Here is a 21,287-nt window from a genome sequence, read left to right on the forward strand (position 1 = left end):
GAAAAGAGAATTCATTTGCTGGGCAGTGACTTAGATGCGCTTACGATGAATGAAACGCTCCTGCGTATTGAGCACCTTATTTTAAACCAAAAGCCGAGTCAACATGTTGTGATTAATGCGAGCAAAATAAATTTGATGGCGGAGGATGCGGCGCTTCGGGCGATTGTAAATGAAAGTCCGCTTGTGAATGCAGATGGTCAGTCTATTGTTTGGGCGGCGCGTTTTCTAGGCTATGATGTGCCGGAACGCGTGACGGGAATTGATTTATTTGAAAATTTGGTGGCTCTGGCGGCACAAAAGAACTGGCGGCTCTACTATTTTGGGGCGACGGAGGAAGTGGTGAAGTGTATTGTAGACAAGCATTTGAAAGCTTATCCGGGTTTAGAGATTGCGGGGTTTCGCAATGGCTATTTTGATGATTTAGAATCGGTTCAAATTGCGCAGGAGATTCGAGCCAGTCGTGCGGATATATTATTTGTCGCTTTTTCCTCCCCCAAAAAAGAATTTTGGGTTCACAGCCACAAGGAAATGATGCAAGTGCCTTTTGCGATGGGTGTTGGCGGGAGTTTTGATGTGCTTGCTGGTAAGACAAAACGCGCGCCAAGATGGATGCAAAAAGCTGGGCTGGAATGGTTTTACCGCTTTATACAGGAACCTAGGCGCATGTTTAAACGCTATATCATCGGGAATTTCCGCTTCCTGACACACGTTCTTCGGGAAAAAAGCAGACGAGGCATAAGATGGCAAAAACACCGCTAAATATAGCTGTTTTTATTGTACTTGTTGCGATTTTCCCGCTCATTGATTTCTTAAATGGTTTTTTCCTGACATCTGGTTTTATGATTCCCATTGGCATTGTCTATCGTTTTTTCTTTTTTATCTTTCTCATTAGCATGATTTGTATTGAAAAGATTCCTAAGACGGCTTTAACGTTTGTCACCTTCCTGTTTATTGCTGGAAATCTTGGCATCTTGCTTTTCCAAAGTATAATTTTACAAAATCCATTCACTTGGATTGCTGCGGATATTTCTGTATTTGTTAAATATTTTTTATGGGCACTCATTCCGTACTATATTTATCAACGAAAAACGCTATTTCAAGCGCTGCATTATGAAAAAATTTTTATTGTCATCAGCCTACTATTTACGGTACTTCTACTTGTCCCTTATGCACTAGGCGTTGGGCACCAGACTTATGATAATTCAGACGCTGGTTATAAAGGCTTCTTTTTTGCGAATAATGACACAAGTTTTGCTTTTATTGTATCGCTAACCTTTACGGCTCAAGCACTCATTCAATCGTTACAAGGAAGATGGAATTTCCGCTTGCTGTTCTTTCTTCTGCTTTATTCCGGAAATATGCTTTGTTTATTACTCGTTGGGACGAAAACTGGCATTGTTTATGGTGTTGTGATAAGTGTCATCGTGCTCATTCGCCTTTTATTTTTCGTTAGATATCGTTCAGTGACACAGAAAATCTTCGTTTGGTTTGCTTGTCTCTTTTTAGTTGGGTGGTTGCTCGTTCGCGGCTTGGCCTATGCGGGACAACTGATTGCAGGGACGTACGACCGAATGGTGTATTTTTATCATTTATACGACGGAAATTTAGTTCGTTTGTTAACGAGCTCAAGAAGTGATTTTTTGGAAGGCGGATTAAGCTTTTTCCTAGATAGCTTACACCCTATTTTCACGGTAGCTTTTGGTCAAGGTTTTGAATATCGATTAGAACAGTATGGCCGGCTTGGATTAATCGAAATGGATTTTTTTGATACGTTATTTGGGCTCGGCCTGTTCGGGATCCTACTTCTTGTTACTTTGTTAGGCTACTACGGTGTGATTGCGTTAAAAAAACAAAATCGTTCGCTCCATAGTTTTCTCTTTTTCATCATTATTCTATATAGTTTTTTCGCCGGGCACGTCTTGTTTTCAGCGCTCTCTTCAACCCTTTTAGGACTTGTTTGCGGCGGGATTATTTTATCAAAGAAAGAGTGAGATTCATTTGAAGAAATTATTAATTCGGTTTGGGCAATTTTCAATCGGCTCACTCGGCGCGGCGCTCCTCAATTTAATATTGATACCTATCACAACTTACTTTTTAACGCCCGCAGAATACGGGAAAACAAGTATGTTTCTACTCGCGCAAACGCTTCTTATTTATGTGATTTACTTAGGATTTGATCAAGCTTTTACAAGGGAATTTCATAGTTACGCGCAAAAAACGCGTTTGCTTATTCAATCGATGATGACGCCGCTTTTTACTTCATGCATTTTAATTGCGGGCATGTGTCTATTTGCTTCTACAATTTCCGAATGGCTTTTTGCGGATTCAAATTATGAAGTTGCTGTTTATTTGCTTGCTTTCTCCATCATTTTACTCATTTTTGAACGTTTCATTTTATTGTTTGCTCGAATGGAAAATCGAGCGATTACTTTTTCTATTTATTGTATTGGTATTAAGTTGGCCATTTTAGTTGGCACAATCACGGCATTGCTTTTATTTGAGCCTACTTTTATTACCGTTGTTTACGGCATGTTAATTGGGCAGATGATTGGGGATTTCATTCTTATTTTGTTTAACTTGCCACTGTTTAAAACGTTCAGGCAAAAACCGGACAAAGCGCTCATTAAACATCTTGCTAAATTTGGCTTGCCTGTCGCAATTGGTACTTTTCTTTACAGTTTATTTCTCATCATCGACAAATTATTTTTACGCTACTTCTCGAGCTTTGACGAGCTTGGGATTTATACTGCAGCGTTTAAAATCGCCAGTGCTTTAATGGTTTTGCAGGTGAGTTTTGGGAATTTCTGGATTCCTACTGCCTACGAATGGTACGAGCAGAAAAAGCCCGTCATCTACTACAAAAGGGTGAGCGATACGGTCATGTTTGGAGTCGCGTTCTTTTTCCTCGTTATGCTTTTCTTTAAGGACTGGATTGTCGTGATTCTCTCGCCAGCGTACAGCGAGGCACAATATATTTTCCCGTTTCTCTGCTTCTATCCACTCATGATGACGGTTAGCGAAACGACAAATCTCGGCATCGTTTTTTTAAAGAAAAGCGTGCTAAACATTTACGTGTCGATTATCGCCCTCGTCATTTCTGTCGCGCTAAACATTGCGCTCGTCCCAGTTTATGGCGCAATTGGAGCCGCTATCGCAACGGGAACCGCCTTCATCAGCTACTTTCTCGCCCGCACTTTTTTCTCCATGCGCATTTGGGAAGGCTTTTCCGTCACACGCCACATCATCGTAACGGGGCTGTTATACGGTTTATCACTTTATAGCGTTATTTTTAAAGACACTTTGCTCGAAAAAGGACTCGTTTTAAGTGCGCTCATCTTCCTGATTGTCCTTTATCAAAAAGAGCTCAAACAAACGTTTCGTTTACTTCAAAAGAAAGGAATTAAAAATGAATGAACATTTTAATGGTCGGTCCAAATCCAAAGGAAAAAGGCGGAATGGCAACGGTCATCGCGAATTTCAAACAGTATTATACGAGTGATACGCATCATTTATTCTTTTTCAGTTCATGGTCTGCGGAAAACAAATGGCAGACTGAATGGCGGGCGCTTCGTTCGATTCGGCACATCATTTTTGAAAAGAAAATTGATATTGTGCATTTTCATGTCGCGCAAAAGGGCAGTTTCTTTCGAAAGGCCTTTTTAAAAAAATTAGTTCCAAACCATTGTAAAACGATATTTCATATGCACGCTTCACATTTTGATGTATTTTATAAAAAAAGTAACCGCATGTTGCGATTTTGGATTCGTCGAACGTTTAATCAAACGGATCATGTGGTGGTTTTAAGCGGGGAATGGGCGGAATTTTACCGGAGGCTAACTAAAACGCCGATTTCGGTCATTCAAAACGCGGTGCACCTTCCTGAAAAGCCCCTTTATAATAAAAAAGCGCGTACGATTGTGACGTTTGGGCGAATCGGCGAGCGAAAAGGAAGCTATGATTTGCTTAAAGTGGCAGCGCGCATTCAGCCGGCGTTCCCAGATGTACGTTTTGTGCTATACGGCGACGGGGAAATCGAAAAAGTCACGGCCCAAATTGACAAGCTCGGGCTTACAAATGTGGCACTAGGCGGCTGGATTTCAAAAGAGGATCAGCAGGTCATTTTAAAAGCGAGCATGTTGCACTTTTTGCCGTCCTATCACGAAGGCCTACCTATGGCAATTTTAGAAACCATGGCCGCTGGAATTCCAAACATTTCCACACATATCGGTGGCATCGCAGACGTCATTGAACACCAGCAAAACGGCATTCTGACCGCACCAGGCGATGTTGCCAATATGACGAATCAACTAACTAAACTTTTAGAACAACCTGCTCTTCGGGAAAAATATGCGGAAAGCGCGCGCCAAAAAATTGCATCTGGCTTTTCAATTGAAACCTACCACACAAATTGGTCTGCTTTTTACAATCAGTTGATAACATGTTAAAATTTACATTCCAGACAATTTATTGTTAATTTTTTTACTAGGAGTGTTGTATGCGAGTTATTAACTTTTTTAAAGGTATGGCTATGGGAACCGTCGAAACAGTTCCCGGAATTAGCAGCAGTACCGTCGCCATGTTGCTTGATATTTATGAAAATATTATCGATGCGCTTCACCATTTAACGACCAAAAAATGGAAAACGCACATGCTTTATTTGCTCCCCATTTTAATTGGAATGGCATGCGGAATGGGCGTCTCCGTTTTGGTCGTGCACTATTTACTAGAAAATTACAACGTCCAAGTTCGCGCTTTATTTATGGGGTGTATTCTCGGAATGCTCCCATTAATTTGGCAAAGCGGCAAAAAAATCGGTGAGCGCTATCAATTCAAGCATTTTTTCATCATGGTGCTGTTTTTTGCTTTTATTTTAATCTTAAATTTTTCGCTTGAAGAAACGCATTTCCAAATTACACAAGCTACCGCTTTTGATTATGCCTATCTCTTTTTTGCCGGCTTTCTAGCTAGCATCGCACTTGTTGCCCCCGGCATAAGCGGCGCGCTCATTTTGATGATTCTAGGCGTTTACGAAACCGCGCTTGATGCGCTAATAGACTTCGATTTTAAAATTATCATCGCCATGGCATTAGGCGTTCTTATTGGTATTCTCGTTACAAGCAAACTCATTCGTTTTCTCATTCAAAAATTCCGCACCGCTGCCCACGCCGGAATACTCGGACTGCTTGCTGGCTCATTTTTCATTCTTTTCCCAAAAGAAAATTTTACGGTTTTCGAATTCATCATAAGCTTTATCATTCTAGTTGTAACCACTTTCGCTGTATACAAATTCAGCTTTAGACAATAAAAAACTGCACCTATAAGATGCAGTTTGATACAAAACAAAATTACTATGCCACATTAGACTGGTGAGAAATGATGAGATTCTAGGCAAAGCCGCGTGCCGCATCATTTTTTATCAGTCTAACTTTTTTCGTCTAATAAGTCGCTCTCATTAAATTTAATTTTCGCCTCGCAATGCGGAGTTTTCCATTTTAATTTACGCGACATTTTTTCTTCATCATTTTTTTCAAAAAGAAGCTTGCTCCCTTTACTTAGAAGCGGAATTGCAATTAAAACGCCGACAAGGGTTAACAGAGCAATAAAACCAATAAAAATTAAACTTGCACCGATGGCAATAACAAAGGCTTTTTTCAAGAAATGTCCAATATCAAACTTTTCTTCCAAATTCATCAGCTCCCTATCTTTATCGATAGTTTTATCATATCATGAAACGATGCTAGCGGCGAATTTTAGCTTAAAATGTGCTCTTCCAAAAAGAGAGCTAAACCACCCTCATCATTTGTTTTTGTGATAAAATCGGCACGTTCCAAAGCGAGCGGTATGCCGTTTTGCATCGCGACACCCATTTTGGCTAACATGAGCATGCCAACATCATTTTCATTGTCCCCAAACGAAACGGTTTTCGCTAAATCAATGTAGCCATGTTCAGCTAAATAGTTCAGGCCATGCGCCTTATCAATCCCCGGGTTCATAATGTCGATCAAATTTTTCGCGGAGGCAAGCACAGATAAATCAAATGGGCGAAGCGCCTCTTTAATTGTTGCGCGCTTTTCGGCGTCTTCTTCAATCACCAAAATTTTCAGCGGGAATTCGCCATCTGCAAGCTCATCAAGCGGCGTTTTTGTAATCGTAATCGGCACTTGTTCATTTTCAGGCAGCACTTTATTTTGTTCGTTAAAAAACGCAATTTTACCAGAATTAGATGGTCCTAAGATTCGTTTCGTCGTATAAATGTGATAATTCGCATTTAGCGGGCGAAGCACTTCCAATACACTTTCAATTGTTTCTAGCGCTAAATCGCTTTTAAACAAAATCTCACCCGTTTGAAAATCGCGCACGAGGCCCCCGTTGCAAGAAATCACTGGTTTTGTAATTTTTAGCTCGTGAATAAATGGTAAAATCGCTAAATCTAAACGACCAGTTGCCAGAAATAAATTTTTTCCGTCTTTTTGCCATTCAAGCAAACGCTCTTTATTATGCGGGTGAATCGCGTCGCCCGCGCTCACAAGCAGTGTTCCGTCCATATCTGTCACAATCGTATCAATCGTCAAGTCTATCGCACCTTTCCCTTCATATACTCGTCATTATAACGGATAATCGCTAAAAGACGCAAGACGAGGAGCCCTTTTGTTTAAAATATTCGCTCTGGTTTAGTGTACACATTCATCGTGTCTTGACGAATAAAACCGACTGTCGTAATGCCAAGTTCAGCTGCCATATTAATCGCGAGTTCAGTTGGCGCCGAACGCGATAAAATGATACCGCAGCCAAGTTTCGCCGTTTTCACTAAAATTTCCGATGAGATTCGCCCACTGAAAATGACAATTTTATCCGAAACGGTAATGTCGTTTTTTAAACAATGCCCGTAAATCTTGTCGAGTGCATTATGCCGCCCAATATCCATTCGACTGCAGATTAGCCCGTCAGGCGTGGTGAGCCCCGCATTATGAACGCCGCCCGTCTGATGAAATGTGCCCGATGTCGCTTCAAATTCGCGCATTCTTTCAAAAATTTGCGCCACCCCAATTGAAATCCCCGTTTCATTGTAACTTTCAAGCAAAGAGGCATCCGATTGGAAATAAAAATTTTCTCTTGATTTCCCGCAACACGACGTAATATAACGCTTTGCGCGATACTTGGCGTTAAATTGGTTGACGAAATTCGCCGTCACATGCGCGTGCCCTGTCGCCTCAATGATTTCGATTTTATCGATGTCCGAAACGCCACGAATGACACCTTCTGACGTTAAAAAGCCCACAATTAAATCCTCTAAATATTCCGGTGTGCAGACGATGGTTACAAGTTCTTGTTTATTCACATAAATGGTCAGCGGATATTCCACAGCAATTTCTGCCGTTTTTTCATGTTTTATCCCATTTTCATACCGAATAATGCTTTTTTGTACGCTCACATCCATCGTGCCACCCCCTTCCAAAGAAAGCCTCCAGCAATTTGGAGGCTCGCATTTATTTTAAATTTTTACCCATTTCTTTTAAAAAAGTAACCCCGTAACGCAGCGTGCGGTTTACATCAGGATCTTTTAGCGCCTTCATTAAACCAAACAGCCCCAAAATCTCCTCGTTTTCCGCCGCAGCCTGAGCAGCCTGAGTCGCTTCTTTTATATTTTCAAGCATCTTTTCAGTTGTTTCCGGCTTTGTTTCTGTTAAAAGCTGGCTCGACAACATCAAATTGTTTATCGCATTCGTAACGGGTTCTTTGCGCCACTCATTTAAAACGGTTTTCGTAATATCTTCTTTCGCCTTCATCGCACTATTTACGGTTTCAAGCGCGCCTGAGTCGCGCAACAATTTGACGAGTTCGAGCATTTCAAGAAAACCAGATTCATCGGCGGCAATGCCTTTTTTAAGCTCAGCTAGGCGGATTTTTTCCTGTTCTTCTTTTGACGGAGTCGTGTCGCGAATTTTCGATATCGGTTCAGCCATTTTGTTTCTCTCCTTTACAGCCACAGCTTCCGCCGCATGCACAATTTACTTTGGAAATCGGTTCATAGTCCGCACGCTTCCATTTCCGCTCAACTTCTACGCCATTTTGCGGATAACGTTTGCGGTTTCGTGGATTGTGGTCAGGAAGCGGATTTTTACCTTCTTTTTCCAGAACCTTCATTGCCACTTTCGTTTGCTTATAAGCTGGCGTTTTCGTCCGCACATCGCCCGCACTAGACGTAAGCAAATTAACCGCTGTTTCGCTGCTCACCGAATGCATCGGCACATAGACTTCCTTACCTTTCATTCGGTCAGTCACAACGGCGCGGAGCTTAATCCGACCATACGGAGAACTAAGGCGCACAAGCGAACCACTTTCAATTTCACGTTCTTTCGCAAGTTCAGGCGAAACCTCGACAAACACTTCTGGAAGCTTGTAATCAAGTCCTTTTGATTTATCCGTCAAATTCCCCTCGTGGAACTGTTCCAGCAAGCGTCCGTTGTTTAGCTGCAAATCGTACTCTTCCGGAAACTCAATCGGTGGAACATACGGCAACGTTGAAAATTGTGCCTTACCATCAGGGAAATTAAAACGTTCTTTGTATAAAAGGGGCATATCTTGACCTGCTTCATCAACCGGCCAAACGAGACTACTGAAGCCTTCCAAGCGGTCGTAGCGGACCCCACGGAAAAACGGTGCGAGACTCGCGATTTCGTCCATAATGTCACTTGGATGTGCGTAATCCCAATTGGCTCCGCAGGCACGTGCCACTTCTTGCGTAATCCACCAGTCGGGTTTTGAGTCCCCAAGTGGCTTCATCACTTCATACAAGCGCTGTACGCGCCGCTCCGTATTCGTAAACGTCCCTTCTTTTTCGAGCGAAGGCGACGCCGGCAAAATGACATCCGCAAATTGCGCGGTTTTGGATAAGAATACATCTTGTACAACAAAGAAATCTAATTTCGCAAGCGTTTCCTGTACGTGATTCACGTTTGAATCCACCCACGCCATTTCTTCCCCTACAAGGTACATCGCGTGCAGTGTTCCCGCTTCAATCGCATCAAGCATCTCATTGTTTTTCAGTCCCGGTTTATCTGAAATTGATACGCCATAAGCCGCTTCAAAACGTGCGCGTACCTCATCATCGGCTAGGGGCTGAACACCAGGCAAGACATTCGGCAAAGAGCCCATATCGCAAGCGCCTTGCACGTTATTGTGCCCACGTAGCGGGTATGCACCAGCGCCTTTTCTGCCAAAGTTTCCTGTCACGAGGAGTAAGTTCGCGATTGCTGAAGATGTATGCGAACCCGCGATATTTTGTGTAACGCCCATGCCCCAACAAACTGAAGTGCCGTCTGCTTCGTGCACCATTTCGGCAATTTCCTTAAGCGTTTCCACGGACAGTCCCGTTTCTTGCTCGGCATACTCCAATGTGAACGGCTCAAGGAATTCGAGGTAGTCTGCCACATTTGAAATTCGGTGATTCATAAATTCGGCATCATGCCAGTTTTGGTCGATGATATATTTGGCAACAGCCGTCAGCCAGACAAAATCCGTCCCTTGTTTCGGGTGAATAAATTTGTCGGCGCGTTCTGCCATTTCGTGACGTCGCAAATCTGAAACGAGCATTTTAGCCCCGTTATATTTTTGGGCACGTTTAATTCGGCTCGCAATGACAGGGTGTCCATCAGCCGGGGAACAGCCAACTAACATGATTAGCCCAGCTGATTCAATATCGTCAACCGTACCTGAATCGGCGCCAATGCCGACAGTGCGTGTTAGCCCATCAGATGCAGGCGCCTGACAATACCGTGAGCAGTTATCGACGTTGTTTGTCTCAAAAACTTGGCGAGCGATTTTTTGCATCAAATAATTCTCTTCGTTTGTGGTTTTAGATGAGCTAATAAACCCGAGCGCATCGTTGCCAAATTTCGCTTGTGTTTCACGTAAGCGCGTCGCCACCGTTTTAAGCGCCTCTTCCCAGCTCACCGGCACAAATTCGTCCCCTTGCCGAACGAGCGGCGATGTGAGCCGTTTATCACTGTTCACGAAATCCCAGCCAAATTTCCCTTTGACACATGTCGCAAATTTATTAACTGGACCTTCGCCAGTCGGTTCCACTTTCAAAATTTTACGATCTTTTGTCCACACTTCAAACGTACAGCCGACCCCGCAAAATGTGCAGACGGTTTTCGTTTTTTTCGTCCGCGTATCGCGCATCGCCGCTTCCATTTCAGAAACAGCAAAAACAGTTTGATAGTTCGGCTCCACTTTTTTCACCATATCAATCATTGGTTCAAGCACATCTTCGTCTAAACCAGTCATAAAACCAGCTTGACCAAGCATCGATTTCTCCATCATCGCATTACATGGACACACGGTAGAACAAAGTCCACAAGACACGCAAGATGAAAGATTTGCTGGCCGGTCGTCATCCCAAATAACCCGCGGCTGCTCCCGCTCCCAGTCAATCGACAGCGTTTCATTCACCTGAACGCTCTGACAAGCTTCCACACATCGCCCGCATAAAATACATTGGTCGGGGTCATAACGATAAAACGGGTGCGAAAAGTCATTTAAGTAACCTTTTTCCCGGTAAGGTCGTGTTTGCCCTTCAATCCCTAACATTTCAGTCGTATTATGTACGCGGCAATTGCCATTATTATTATCGCAAACCGTGCAGTAAAGCAGATGGTTCTCCAAAATTCGGTCCATCGCTTCTAGCTGAGCATCAGTTGCTTTCTCTGAATCCGTTTGTACTTCCATTCCCGCTTTAAACTCGGTACTGCACGCCCGAACAAGCTCCCCGTCCACTTCACACATGCACGTATCGCAAGATTGAATTGGCCCCATTTGCTCGCTATAACATATATGCGGGTGTTTGATTTCTTTTTCATTCAAATAATCTAAAATTCTTTTTCCCGAGTCAACTTCATGTTCCGCCCCATTTATCTTGACGGTGATTTTTGTCCCCATGACTTTTCCTCCTCCATCATTCGCTCTCTATAGAAAACGGTTACATCCGTTATATTATACCAGTTATCATGTGAAAATTACAGTCAAAACCATAATTGAGAACGCTTATCAAGTAAGGCGGTTATGCGTTTTTAAGAGGACGTGAAGTAAGTGAAAAAATCGAGAAACACAGCCCTAAAAAGGCGATGTTTCTCGACTTTGTATATCACTTACCAAATATATTCTTAATCGAATCGAGCAATTCCCCGGCGCCACCTAGTTGTTCGGTCACTTGATCGACGACGTTGTTTACTGGTTCGGTTACATTCTGGGTTATTTCTTCGGGATTCAATTGGTCGGTTGCGTTTTGAATCGTTTCCGATGCCGTTTCAGTTGCATTTTGCGCGGTTTCTTCGGCATTTGAAGCAACATCAGAAATTTTTTCTGCGCTTCCTCCAAGGAGTTCATTTACTTTGTCACCAGCTAGATTTTTTAAACTATCAAAAAGTGGCAATAGACTTCTCTCCTTTACTTTTGATTACCCGTAGTATAGCACAGATTTTTCGGAATCTTTCGTTTTGACACAAAAAGTAATCAGGAAGTAAAATTCTTTACAATTCAAGCAAACCTTTTTGTTGCAAATCAAAAAAATGTTCGTAGAAAGCGCCTTCGCGCAGTCCATATTGCGAGAAAACGAGCCGGTCAGAGTCCAAGAAGCGCATCAGCGCAATAAGCGGCGCCATTCCGGCTGCAATAATATCAGCTCGGTCGCGGGAAAGTCCGCCAATGTCGCCGCGACCTTTTAAGTTTTGTGATACCACTTCTTTGAAAATATCGTATACTTCAAAGTCGCGCATTTTAAAACCGTGCAAATTCTCAAAATCTAAAATTTCGCGCCGACGTCGTTCGATTTTGGCTATCGTTCGGTTACTTCCACCAAGGGCAACAATTGGCAAGTTATGTCCCCGGCGAAGCCACCAAACGCCCGTGTATAGTTTATCCATGAATGTCATAAGCGCAAATAAATCGCCGGCCGAAATCACATCTTTTTGGGTAAATCGCTCGCTTAGATTGACAGCGCCATACGGCAAACTGATAAGATTCACGGCCCGACCATTTTGGACTAAAACGAGCTCCGTGCTGCCACCGCCAGTATCAATAATGACACAATTGGTTACCGGCAATGTATTAATGATGCCCAAATAGTCGTAATACGCTTCTTTAGACCCTTCAATCACTTCTAATTCAACGTTCGCCTCCTTCTTAACGCGCTCTAAAAACTTCTTTTGATTGGTTGCTTGACGCGTGGCTGCGGTTGCTAGTGCGCGGAGCGTTAGCGAATCAAATTCAAGGCTTTTTTCCCGAAAGCGTTTTAATGCCGCAATAGTTCGTTTCATCGCATTGTCCCGAAGAATTTTTTCCTCCCCCATTTTTTCCGACAAGCGCACCATTTCTTTTTCTTGGCAAACGACCTCGAAAGTGGCATCATCGTTTATTTTCGTAATCGTCATTCGCACCGAGTTTGACCCTAAGTCAATTACGCCAAAGTGTTCCATACCTATTCCTCCTCATTTTCACGCCCAACAATAGGCTCAAATATTCGTGCTTGTATGTTTTTATCAGCTCGTTTTGCTAGCTTTTTCTTCGTCGCTTGGTCCATGAGCAATTCTTGGACGTTAAACGGTGGTCGACCGCGCTTGTCTAAACTTTGGTAAGAGCCGTCTGCGAGCAATTTCCGTGTTTTCACGTTATCGTGAAACATTTCTGCAAACTCCAGCTTAATTTGCTCTCGAATGGCTTTTTCACGAATCGGAAACATCAACTCCACTCTTCTGTTTAAATTGCGGTGCATTAAATCGGCGCTGGATAAGTAAAGCAAGTCGTCCCCTGCTGCGCCAAAATGATAAATCCGACTATGTTCTAAAAAGCGCCCAACAATGGAGTGTACTTCAATATTTTCACTCAGGCCGGGCACTCCAGGCTTCAAGCAGCAAATTCCGCGCACAATTAGCTTGATTTTAACGCCCGCAGAAGACGCTCTGTAAAGCGCTTCAATCATTTCCGAATCGGATAAAGAGTTCATTTTCATCTGGATAAAGCCGGGTTTTCCTTGTTCCACCGCTTTTATTTCGCGCTGAATCAGGTCAAGAAGCATGTCGCGCAACCAAAGTGGCGCAATCACAAGTTCATAGAAAAACGGGGGTTCCGAATAGCCTGAAAGCATGTTAAAAATGTTCGTGGCATCAATACCCATTTCCGCGTTAGCCGTTAGAATTCCCATATCCGTGTAAAATTTCGCCGTCATATCATTATAGTTGCCCGTTCCCATGTGCATATAACGCCTGATGCCATCTTCTTCCCGCCGCACAACAAGCGTCAATTTACAATGTGTCTTCAATCCGACAAGCCCATAAATCACGTGGCAGCCTGCCTTTTCGAGTTCCTGCGCCCAGTGAATATTATTTTCCTCATCAAAGCGCGCCTTCACCTCTACAAGAACTGTCACCTGCTTCCCGTTTTCAGCCGCTTCGCCCAAATATTTAATAATTGGTGAATCACCCGACACTCGGTAAAGCGTCATCTTAATCGCCAAAACCGCCTCATCGGCTGACGCTTGCCGCACAAATTCAATCACCGGCTCAAATGAATCATATGGATGATGAAAAAAGTAATCCCGCTCCTTAATTTTTGCAAACAAATCAGCTTGCACCAAATCCGTTTCCACATATGGCTTAAATGGCTTATAGAGCAGCTTCTCGTCATCAACCGCACTCGCCAGCTTATTTAGAAACGTCAAATCAAGCGGTCCTTTAATCAAATAAATGTCCTCGTCACTCACTTTTAGAGCTTTTATTAGCCTTTTGTTTAAATGTTTACTAATATTCGCGTCGACCTCTAGGCGTATGACATTGCTACGTTCACGCTTTTTAAGTTGCTCTTCAATTTCTTTCAGCAAATCAGACGTATCTTTTTCCGCAACGTCCATATCCATGTTGCGCATCACCCGGTAACACGCGGTTTCTTTAATCTCGTAACCTACGAAAAAGCGTTGTAAATAATAGATGAGGATCTCCTCGAGTAAAATAAAATCGTGTTCGCCTTCCGTAGAGGGGAGTTTAACCAGCCGTGAGAAAATGTTTGGCACTTGAACTGTTGCGAATTCCTTCTTTTTTGGATTGCCTTCTTTGTGAATAAAGACTGCTATGTTGATGCTCGTGTTCACGATGAGTGGAAATGGTCTGGATGAATCGACGGCCATGGGGGTGACAACTGGGTAAACTTCTTGCTCGAAGAAATGATGCACAAATGTTCGTGCCCGCTCTGAAAGCTGGTCCATTTGCAGCAAGCGAATTTGCTTTTCCTGTAACCGTTTATTAAGCGTCCGATTCCAAGTTCGGTACTGCTTATCCACCATTTTATGTGTCACTTCGGTGATTTCTGTGAGCTGTTCTTTTGGCGTAAGCATTGCGGCATCGCGTTCTTCAAAGCCGACGGAAACCATTTTTTTCAAACTAGCTACGCGCACCATGAAAAATTCATCTAAATTGCTCGCCGTAATCGCCAAAAATTTAATCCGTTCAAGCAATGGATTATTTTTATCACGCGCTTCTTCTAAAACACGGTCGTTAAAAGCAAGCCAGCTTCGTTCCCGATTAATGAAATTCACTTTATCCTCACTCATTTTTGTTCACCCTTTTCTTTCAAATGCGCTTTGATGCCGTATACTTCTTCAAAAAAGCCAGCTTTTTCATTAAAGGTCCACTTTTCAAGCATTAAATCATCGTCCGCCCACACAGAAATTAAAACATGTTCTTTTTTCAAAGAAAGCGAGATTTTCGTCACTTTTTGTTGATGGCTATCGTCCAAAGAATCGGCTAACCGTAAAATTGCTGTCAGTTTCGCTGTCGTGAGCCGGTTTTCAATCGGCAGCTTCTCAAAATGATGCAAATTGAGCGATGGCGTTTCCGTACTATGGTAACGCGCAATCGCGCCAACCATTTGGAGTTCCTCTGCCGATAAACCGAGAATTTCCGTCGCTAAAATAATATATTCTGAATGCGCATAATGATTATTCATATCAATGTAGCTTCCAATATCTTGCAAAATCGCGGCAATCTGAAGCAATAAACGCTCACGTTTTGTCAGTCCGTGAATCGGCTTTAATTGGTCGAAAAGATGCAGTGCAAATTTCTCCACCGCTTCCGCATGTTTTCGGTCCGTCTTGTACCGAACCGCAATATTTCGCGCCGACATCACAATATCTTTCGAAAAATCATGGGATAGCGTTAACTTTTTCTGCCGAATCATCTCCTCCACCAAAATCCCGTCCACAAGCTCCGCATCAGAAAGCAAAATTTCAGACGCCTGCGTCACCTTCAGAAGCTCTTTTAAAAGCATCGCCGACGGGAGTAACTGCGAAATCGAATCAAACGAAAGTTCATACTTTTTGGCTAAAACTTTTTCCGGAGTTTCCAGTATATGCGCATAAAGCGCGGCAAAATAGGCTTCTGTGATTTTATCCTCTGCCTTCTCTACAAAGGCCCTTTTAAAAAAAAGCAAGTCGGTGCCAATCAAAATGAAATGCTTATACGCTACGTCTTTCGGTGCAAATTGCGCATAATCACGGATTTTACTAAAAATAAAGTCCTCAAGTAAATCGGCAAAATTACTCGTCCGCTCCTTTAGCTCCGATAAAAGTTCCCGTACACGCAAGGGGCCGAGTTTAATATTTCGTGAGAACATAAAATTGCCTTCATCATAAACCGTAAGTTGAATGCTCCCCGTGCCAATATCAATGAGCATCGTGCCTTCTTGAATCAGCTCACTAAAATTTTTCGTCGCATTTGCCGCCGCCTGACTATGCAAAAATCGCTCCTCCGAATTGGACAACCATTCCAGTTCGAGCCCCGTCCTAAGCCGAATTTGTTCCTTTACATATTCCGCATTTGACGCTTCTTGAATCGCCGAAACAGCCACCGCTAGACTGTCCTCTATCGCATACTCACGCATAATATTAACAAAACCAGAAAGCGCAACAGATGTGGCTTCAACCGTTTCGAGCTCAATCTTCCCACCATTAAAAATATCCGTCCCAATTGAAACCTCTGCTTTTATGTACTCTAAAACGGTTTGCTTGCGCATATCCATGATTTTTAAAATAACATTTTGTGAACCAACTGTAATGGCTGCGAACCAATTTGTTCCCATAAACTCTCACCTCCCGTGTTTCTTTCTATCTATATATCCTTTTGTAAGAAAGCCTAACCCTTTTTCCCATAAAAAAAGAAGCTCTTAGGCTCCTATTCTTTGCTCCATTTCGTATAATAAAATAATCCGATGATGAGTGCGAATACACTCGCAAACGGGCGAATGTGGAACGTGGTATATGTGCTTGCAAAAACAAAACCCATAATCGCTGAAAATGCGGCTAAAAACAGCGAAAGAAACATGACAAATGACTGATTATCTTTATTGAAAAAGAAAATACCGCCAATAACTAGCAGTAAAATCGAGTTAATCCAACCTGCGACTTCTGTCAAATAGCCCGAGAATGCAAACAAATTTTCGTTTGGAAAATATACACCGTGATTTTCCGCTTCATTGATGATTCCAGCAATCGCAACGATTGCTAGCAAAATACCTGTTACTTTCTTTATCATGCTATTCCCTCTTAAAAATGACATATATTCCATTACATACAAATTTAACATTTTTGAGCGCAAAAGAATAACCAATGCGGAAGAAAAAGGGAAACCGCATTGGTTATTCTTTGGGAGATATACATCTTATGAAAAAGAGTATGTTATTAGCTTGTAACTTTATAGTACAATTCGCTTTTTACAAGACTATGTAAAAAGTATGAAAAAATAATGAACGTTTACTTTTTACTTAATTCTGCTTCTCGGTTTATGGTCGCCGCTACGCTATGCATCACAGTCGCAACAAACGCATCGTCCATCAAACTACTCACTCCGGCGATTGTCGTGCCTCCTGGCGAGCAAACTTGATCCACCAATTCATACGGATGAGTCCCGCTTTCCAAAATCATTTTGGAGCTCCCGAGCACGGCCTGTGACGCCATACGAAGCGCCTCTTTTTTCGCTAAACCAGCTTTAACCCCAGCCCTCGCAAGCGAATCAATAAAGATGTAGATGAACGCCGGCGAGCTCCCCGCAATCGCTGTAAATGCGCTGAAATTCTTTTCTTCGATAAAAGCAACTTCCCCAACGGCAGAAAAAATAGTCTCCACCGCTGTTTTGTCTTCATCCGTTGTAAGCGAATTTCCGCAAACGCCCGTCATCGATTCCCCGATTGTCGCGTTCACATTCGGCATGACGCGCATGATTTTTAAGTCAGATCCTGCCAGTTCTGCGAGCGCCGCGAGATCAAGTCCCGCTGCAATTGAAACGACGAGTGGTTTTCTCTCCGCTAAAACCGCTTTTAAATCTGGCAAAATCAATTCGAAGACATACGGTTTAACCGCAAGCACTACAACGTCCACCGCGCGAATTAAGTCTTCCGCCGTCTGTTTCACTTGAACGCCCGTTTCCAAAGCAAATGCCTCCGCTTTCGCCGCCGTCCGGTTGTAAACAAAAATATCCTCCGCGCGCATTTCCCGCACAAGTCCGCGAATAATTGCCGAAGACATGTTGCCAACTCCAATAAATCCCACTTTCATCTTAAAATCTCCCTTCTAGCACAAAATAGCGACCATCTTCTGAAATACCTTCCGAAACCTTCTTAAAACCCAATTTTTCGTAAAAAAGAAGCGCCTTTTTATTTTCTGCGACACACTTCAACGTAAAGGCATCATGCGAAGTAGCAAGCGCTGCCTGAATTAATTGCCGTCCAACCCCGGCGCCCCGCGCATTTTGACTAACATACAAGTGGTGAATAAAATTCTCCGGCTCATAAATCCCGACAAATCCCAAAACCTCACCCGATTGTTCTAAAACGAGCACCCGCTCGCCGTCTGTATCCCGGTCAAAGTCTCTTTCGGAAATCTGCTCTTCTTTCTCCCAATCAAATTCCTTGGTGCGAACTTCATTATACAGCGCCCGAAGCGCCGTCAAGTCCGCATTTTCCATCTCACGTATTTTCAAAAACGCCACCTCACATTCCTTTAAACTATACCATCAGTTGCGCGATTGAACAATATAAATACGATTCGTTTCTTTGAAAAATCCCGTTCCAGAACTGGAACGGGATTTTTCAAGCAAGCCTTACTTACGAATTGGCTTCATTTTCATATTTTTTAACAACAGCTTCTTTTGGACGATCTTTAATAAAGAAACTTAAAATCATACCTAGCGCTGAGAAAATGACTGCCACTAAAAAGGCCGCCGTCATCCCATTTAAGCTCGCATCCAATGCTTTTTGCGCAAAGTCTTGCGGATTGGTCGCCATAAGTTCTTTTCCTGGCATATCGTTTTTGGTCACGTTCGTAAGCACCGTTATAAGCACCGCCGTCCCAATTGACCCCGCAATTTGGCGAATCGTATTATTCACAGCCGAACCGTGATTAATCAACTCATTCGGCAGTGCATTCATACCCGCCGTGCTGACCGGCATCATAACCATGGAAATCCCTAGGAAACGAATCGCATAAAATAGCATGATATACCAAAGTGGCGTATCCGCCGTCAAGAAAATAAATGGAATCGTTCCGGCTGTTAAAATTGTAAGCCCCGTAATCGCCAGCAATCTCGCGCCGATTTTATCAAAAATAATCCCTGTAATCGGACTCATAACCCCCATCACAAGTGCTCCCGGTAGCAGAAGCAGACCCGATTGAAGCGCCGATTCCCCACGAATATTTTGAATATAAAGCGGCAACACAATTTCCGCGCCAATCATCGCCATCGTAACAATCGAACCTAGCACAACCGATAACGAAAACATCGGATAACGGAATACCCGAAACTCAAGAATCGGATTTTCAATTTTTAATTGACGGAAAACAAAAAGGAAAATCACAACAACGCCCACAATAAGCGTTGTAATCACCGTCGCATCCGACCAACCATCGTTCCCTGCAGAACTAAACCCGTAAAGCAAAGAACCAAACCCGATTGTGGATAAAATGATGGATAAAACATCAATACGCGTATCTTTCAGCGTAACCACTTTTTTCATACCGAAAAAAGCTAGAATTACGTCGAACACGGCAATTGGAACTAACACCCAAAACAGGACGCGCCAATCGTACGAATCAACAATCCACCCAGATAACGTCGGCCCAATTGCAGGCGCAAAAGCAATAACTAGACCCATAACCCCCATTGCAACCCCTCTTTTTTCACGAGGGAAAATAAGTAAGAAAATGGTTTGTAGTAATGGCATCATAATACCTGCACCAGCCGCCTGAACAATCCGCCCAGTTAATAACACTGGAAATGAACCGGCTAATGCCGCAATAACAGTCCCGATTGTGAAAACAACCATCGCCGTAATAAATAAAACTTTAGAACTAATTTTTTCAATTAAAAGAGCTGTAATAGGAATCATAATCCCATTTGTAAGTAAAAAGGCTGTCGTAAGCCACTGTCCTGTAGCTGCCGTAATATCCAAATCTTTCATAATCATCGGTAACGCCGTAGCTAGTAGCGTTTGGTTAAGTACCGCAACAAACGCACCAATTACCATCGTCACTACGAGGAGATTTCGATTAAACGGCTTTCCATGTACATCTACAGGTTTTTCCGCTGCAATAGTATTCAATTATAGTTCCCCTTCCTTCACTCGTTTTCCAAATGAATAAGAGTAGTATAATCTAATAAAACTTATAAGTCAATAAAAAATGACCAACCCGTACATTTATTTATAAAAGTGAATTAATTTGCATCTCGAGGACCTGAATTTCTCGGTCTAATGCTTTTGGTGCCTGCTGTTTCAAATAAAGCAGTGCGCCTTGAATCATAAAATCTCGTGGTGTTTCGCGGTTATTAATTTCCGAAAGGAGCGCATTGAGTGACTCCTTATACTGCCACTTGTCCGACTCCGCCACATCTTGCTCTTCAATTTTCCCTAAAAGTTGATCAATCGTTTTCCGAAGTTCCACCATTCTGCGCTTCTTAAGATCCAAATGGCTAGGAATAAAACACGCTACATCTTGCTCCGTAATTAAAATATCCCCTGTTTCCTTCAAATCCCCCACAACTGCGTCCATCCGGTTCAGCACATACTTCACAACATCCTGTATCCGTCGTTTCCCCTCCTCCGTCTTAGAAGTCGCAAACACAAACATAAATGTCATTCCAGTGAGCAGCATCGTCAAATCATTCACATACGGCCTAGTATCCTCACCATACACAAGTAAAATCTGATTTTTAATCCATTCCAAACTCCTCAAACGAACGCTCGCCAAAAACTGATTAAAATCATCATCAATCATCGCCTGTGAAAAACTAATGTTCAAAATCTCTGCATTCTTCGTATGAAAAGTAATCAAAAGCTCCACACAAGACGCAAAATTCTCCTTCATCCCCCCCGCCTGGTCCCCCATCGCCCGGTCCAGCTTCTGATAAAGAACAGAATACTCTTGTTTAAAAATAACAATAGCCAATTCCTCTTTAGAAGTAAAATAATTATAGAAAGTGCCTTTTGAAATCCCACTTGCCTCAACAATATCCGCTACAGAAGTCAATAAATATCCTTTTTTTCGAAAAATATTTTTCGCTTCTGTTATAATCCGCCGCTTTTTATCTTTCAAAATCTCAACTCCCTTAAAAATTTATACTACTAGTATAATAAAAAAACACATCTGGTTCAATCTTTCTTTATCACAAACAAAAAAACCTCGCAATCCACTGCAAGGTTTCAACCATTTAAATGTAATTCTGATGCCGGCTGCAAGAGTCGAACTCGCGACCTACTGATTACAAATCAGTTGCTCTACCAACTGAGCTAAGCCGGCCTATGAAGTAATTAATATCCAAGAAGCCACTTGCCGGGTTTGAACCGGCGACCTCTTCCTTACCATGGAAGCGCTCTACCAACTGAGCTAAAGCGGCAACTAATGCACAAAAAAATGGCTCCACAGGTAGGACTCGAACCTACGACCGATCGGTTAACAGCCGATTGCTCTACCACTGAGCTACTGTGGAATAATACATTGCCCGGCAGCGACCTACTCTCACAGGGGGAAGCCCCCAACTACCATCGGCGCAGAGAAGCTTAACTACCGTGTTCGGGATGGGAACGGGTGTGACCTTCTCGCCATAACTACCAGACAATGAATGAAAGAACGTTGTTCTCTCAAAACTAGAGAAGAAAAGTGTTGAGTTACAAAGTAACGAAAACCAGATTAAAAGGTTAAGTCCTCGATCGATTAGTATTTGTCCGCTCCATATGTCGCCATACTTCCA

19 protein-coding genes, 3 tRNA genes and 1 rRNA gene are annotated in these 21,287 nt (G+C 42.8%); 5 read left to right on the forward strand and 18 right to left on the reverse strand.

Annotated features, from left to right (window positions below; genetic code table 11):
* Window positions 1–45 precede the first annotated feature (45 nt).
* Genes CFS60_RS06845 through CFS60_RS06865 form a run of 5 tightly spaced genes read left to right on the forward strand, consistent with a single transcriptional unit; the run spans window position 46 to window position 5,305 of the window.
* The gene (locus CFS60_RS06845; RefSeq protein ID WP_088839012.1) at window positions 46–759 is read left to right on the forward strand and encodes a WecB/TagA/CpsF family glycosyltransferase; all 714 of its coding nucleotides are present in this window, start codon (window positions 46–48) and stop codon (window positions 757–759) included.
* Window positions 741–1,991 carry an O-antigen ligase family protein gene (locus CFS60_RS06850; protein WP_088825739.1) on the forward strand — a complete coding sequence of 417 codons (1,251 nt, stop codon included), beginning with the start codon at window positions 741–743 and terminating at the stop codon, window positions 1,989–1,991. Before CFS60_RS06845 ends, CFS60_RS06850 begins: the two co-directional genes overlap by 19 nt.
* A gap of 7 nt (window positions 1,992–1,998) precedes the next feature.
* On the forward strand, window positions 1,999–3,414 hold the full coding sequence (locus CFS60_RS06855; protein ID WP_088825740.1) for a lipopolysaccharide biosynthesis protein: 1,416 nt from the start codon (window positions 1,999–2,001) through the stop codon (window positions 3,412–3,414).
* Window positions 3,411–4,445 (forward strand): glycosyltransferase family 4 protein, encoded by a 1,035-nt coding sequence (locus tag CFS60_RS06860; protein ID WP_088839008.1) that lies wholly within the window; start codon window positions 3,411–3,413, stop codon window positions 4,443–4,445. Before CFS60_RS06855 ends, CFS60_RS06860 begins: the two co-directional genes overlap by 4 nt.
* A 50-nt stretch (window positions 4,446–4,495) precedes the next feature.
* Entirely contained in the window at window positions 4,496–5,305 is an 810-nt protein-coding gene (locus tag CFS60_RS06865; protein WP_088839009.1) for a DUF368 domain-containing protein, read from the forward strand.
* Between the two features lie 116 nt (window positions 5,306–5,421).
* Here CFS60_RS06865 and CFS60_RS06870 read toward each other — a convergent pair whose 3' ends face one another.
* The 18 genes from CFS60_RS06870 to rrf form a co-directional block, all read right to left on the reverse strand.
* On the reverse strand, window positions 5,422–5,685 hold the full coding sequence (locus CFS60_RS06870; protein WP_088809665.1) for a hypothetical protein: 264 nt from the start codon (window positions 5,683–5,685) through the stop codon (window positions 5,422–5,424).
* 65 nt (window positions 5,686–5,750) lie between these two features.
* A complete protein-coding gene (locus CFS60_RS06875) occupies window positions 5,751–6,545 on the reverse strand; it encodes a Cof-type HAD-IIB family hydrolase (protein WP_088839013.1) in 795 nt (264 codons plus the stop codon).
* A 107-nt stretch (window positions 6,546–6,652) separates the two neighbouring features.
* Window positions 6,653–7,438, reverse strand: coding sequence for a formate dehydrogenase accessory sulfurtransferase FdhD (fdhD, locus tag CFS60_RS06880; RefSeq protein WP_088809835.1), 786 nt, complete (start codon window positions 7,436–7,438; stop codon window positions 6,653–6,655).
* Between the two features lie 49 nt (window positions 7,439–7,487).
* Window positions 7,488–7,964 (reverse strand): DUF1641 domain-containing protein, encoded by a 477-nt coding sequence (locus CFS60_RS06885; RefSeq protein ID WP_088839010.1) that lies wholly within the window; start codon window positions 7,962–7,964, stop codon window positions 7,488–7,490.
* Entirely contained in the window at window positions 7,957–10,941 is a 2,985-nt protein-coding gene (gene fdhF / locus CFS60_RS06890) for a formate dehydrogenase subunit alpha (RefSeq protein WP_088809663.1), read from the reverse strand. Before fdhF ends, CFS60_RS06885 begins: the two co-directional genes overlap by 8 nt.
* Before the next feature lie 205 nt (window positions 10,942–11,146).
* The gene (locus CFS60_RS06895; protein ID WP_088809660.1) at window positions 11,147–11,434 is read right to left on the reverse strand and encodes a hypothetical protein; all 288 of its coding nucleotides are present in this window, start codon (window positions 11,432–11,434) and stop codon (window positions 11,147–11,149) included.
* A 97-nt stretch (window positions 11,435–11,531) separates the two neighbouring features.
* Window positions 11,532–12,476, reverse strand: coding sequence for a Ppx/GppA family phosphatase (locus tag CFS60_RS06900; protein WP_088809659.1), 945 nt, complete (start codon window positions 12,474–12,476; stop codon window positions 11,532–11,534).
* Between the two features lie 2 nt (window positions 12,477–12,478).
* Window positions 12,479–14,602, reverse strand: a complete 2,124-nt coding sequence (locus CFS60_RS06905; protein WP_088809658.1) for an RNA degradosome polyphosphate kinase — start codon at window positions 14,600–14,602, stop codon at window positions 12,479–12,481.
* Complete coding sequence (locus CFS60_RS06910; RefSeq protein WP_088809657.1) at window positions 14,599–16,128, reverse strand: exopolyphosphatase; 1,530 nt, start codon at window positions 16,126–16,128, stop codon at window positions 14,599–14,601. The genes CFS60_RS06905 and CFS60_RS06910 overlap by 4 nt, the downstream gene beginning before the upstream one ends.
* 92 nt (window positions 16,129–16,220) lie before the next feature.
* Window positions 16,221–16,580 carry a hypothetical protein gene (locus CFS60_RS06915; protein ID WP_088809656.1) on the reverse strand — a complete coding sequence of 120 codons (360 nt, stop codon included), beginning with the start codon at window positions 16,578–16,580 and terminating at the stop codon, window positions 16,221–16,223.
* Window positions 16,581–16,798: 218 nt separating this feature from the next.
* Window positions 16,799–17,599, reverse strand: coding sequence for a pyrroline-5-carboxylate reductase (gene proC, locus CFS60_RS06920; RefSeq protein ID WP_088809655.1), 801 nt, complete (start codon window positions 17,597–17,599; stop codon window positions 16,799–16,801).
* A gap of 1 nt (window position 17,600) precedes the next feature.
* Complete coding sequence (locus CFS60_RS06925; RefSeq protein WP_240310350.1) at window positions 17,601–18,023, reverse strand: GNAT family N-acetyltransferase; 423 nt, start codon at window positions 18,021–18,023, stop codon at window positions 17,601–17,603.
* Window positions 18,024–18,147: 124 nt separating this feature from the next.
* Window positions 18,148–19,641: an MDR family MFS transporter gene (locus CFS60_RS06930; RefSeq protein WP_088809654.1), complete on the reverse strand. Its 1,494-nt coding sequence runs from the start codon at window positions 19,639–19,641 to the stop codon at window positions 18,148–18,150.
* A gap of 100 nt (window positions 19,642–19,741) precedes the next feature.
* The gene (locus tag CFS60_RS06935) at window positions 19,742–20,632 is read right to left on the reverse strand and encodes a TetR/AcrR family transcriptional regulator (protein WP_088809653.1); all 891 of its coding nucleotides are present in this window, start codon (window positions 20,630–20,632) and stop codon (window positions 19,742–19,744) included.
* A gap of 131 nt (window positions 20,633–20,763) precedes the next feature.
* Window positions 20,764–20,836: transfer RNA gene (locus tag CFS60_RS06940), tRNA-Thr, on the reverse strand.
* Window positions 20,837–20,860: 24 nt separating this feature from the next.
* A tRNA-Thr gene (locus CFS60_RS06945) sits at window positions 20,861–20,933 on the reverse strand.
* 18 nt (window positions 20,934–20,951) lie between these two features.
* A tRNA-Asn gene (locus CFS60_RS06950) sits at window positions 20,952–21,026 on the reverse strand.
* 10 nt (window positions 21,027–21,036) lie between these two features.
* Window positions 21,037–21,152 (reverse strand): 5S ribosomal RNA (gene rrf / locus CFS60_RS06955).
* Window positions 21,153–21,287: the final 135 nt, after the last annotated feature.

The organism is Listeria sp. ILCC792 (genome assembly GCF_900186135.1).
Lineage (GTDB): Bacteria > Bacillota > Bacilli > Lactobacillales > Listeriaceae > Listeria > Listeria goaensis.

Bases quoted from the DNA above. Each gene is read 5' to 3' on its own strand.
- CFS60_RS06845 (WP_088839012.1), top strand. From the start codon at position 46: ATGAATGAAACGCTCCTGCGTATTGAGCACCTTATTTTAAACCAAAAG.
- CFS60_RS06850 (WP_088825739.1), top strand. From the start codon at position 741: ATGGCAAAAACACCGCTAAATATAGCTGTTTTTATTGTACTTGTTGCG.
- CFS60_RS06860 (WP_088839008.1), top strand. From the start codon at position 3,411: ATGAACATTTTAATGGTCGGTCCAAATCCAAAGGAAAAAGGCGGAATG.
- CFS60_RS06865 (WP_088839009.1), top strand. From the start codon at position 4,496: ATGCGAGTTATTAACTTTTTTAAAGGTATGGCTATGGGAACCGTCGAA.
- CFS60_RS06875 (WP_088839013.1), bottom strand. From the start codon at position 6,545: ATGGACGGAACACTGCTTGTGAGCGCGGGCGACGCGATTCACCCGCAT.
- fdhD (WP_088809835.1), bottom strand. From the start codon at position 7,438: ATGGATGTGAGCGTACAAAAAAGCATTATTCGGTATGAAAATGGGATA.
- CFS60_RS06885 (WP_088839010.1), bottom strand. From the start codon at position 7,964: ATGGCTGAACCGATATCGAAAATTCGCGACACGACTCCGTCAAAAGAA.
- fdhF (WP_088809663.1), bottom strand. From the start codon at position 10,941: ATGGGGACAAAAATCACCGTCAAGATAAATGGGGCGGAACATGAAGTT.
- CFS60_RS06900 (WP_088809659.1), bottom strand. From the start codon at position 12,476: ATGGAACACTTTGGCGTAATTGACTTAGGGTCAAACTCGGTGCGAATG.
- CFS60_RS06905 (WP_088809658.1), bottom strand. From the start codon at position 14,602: ATGAGTGAGGATAAAGTGAATTTCATTAATCGGGAACGAAGCTGGCTT.
- CFS60_RS06910 (WP_088809657.1), bottom strand. From the start codon at position 16,128: ATGGGAACAAATTGGTTCGCAGCCATTACAGTTGGTTCACAAAATGTT.
- CFS60_RS06915 (WP_088809656.1), bottom strand. From the start codon at position 16,580: ATGATAAAGAAAGTAACAGGTATTTTGCTAGCAATCGTTGCGATTGCT.
- proC (WP_088809655.1), bottom strand. From the start codon at position 17,599: ATGAAAGTGGGATTTATTGGAGTTGGCAACATGTCTTCGGCAATTATT.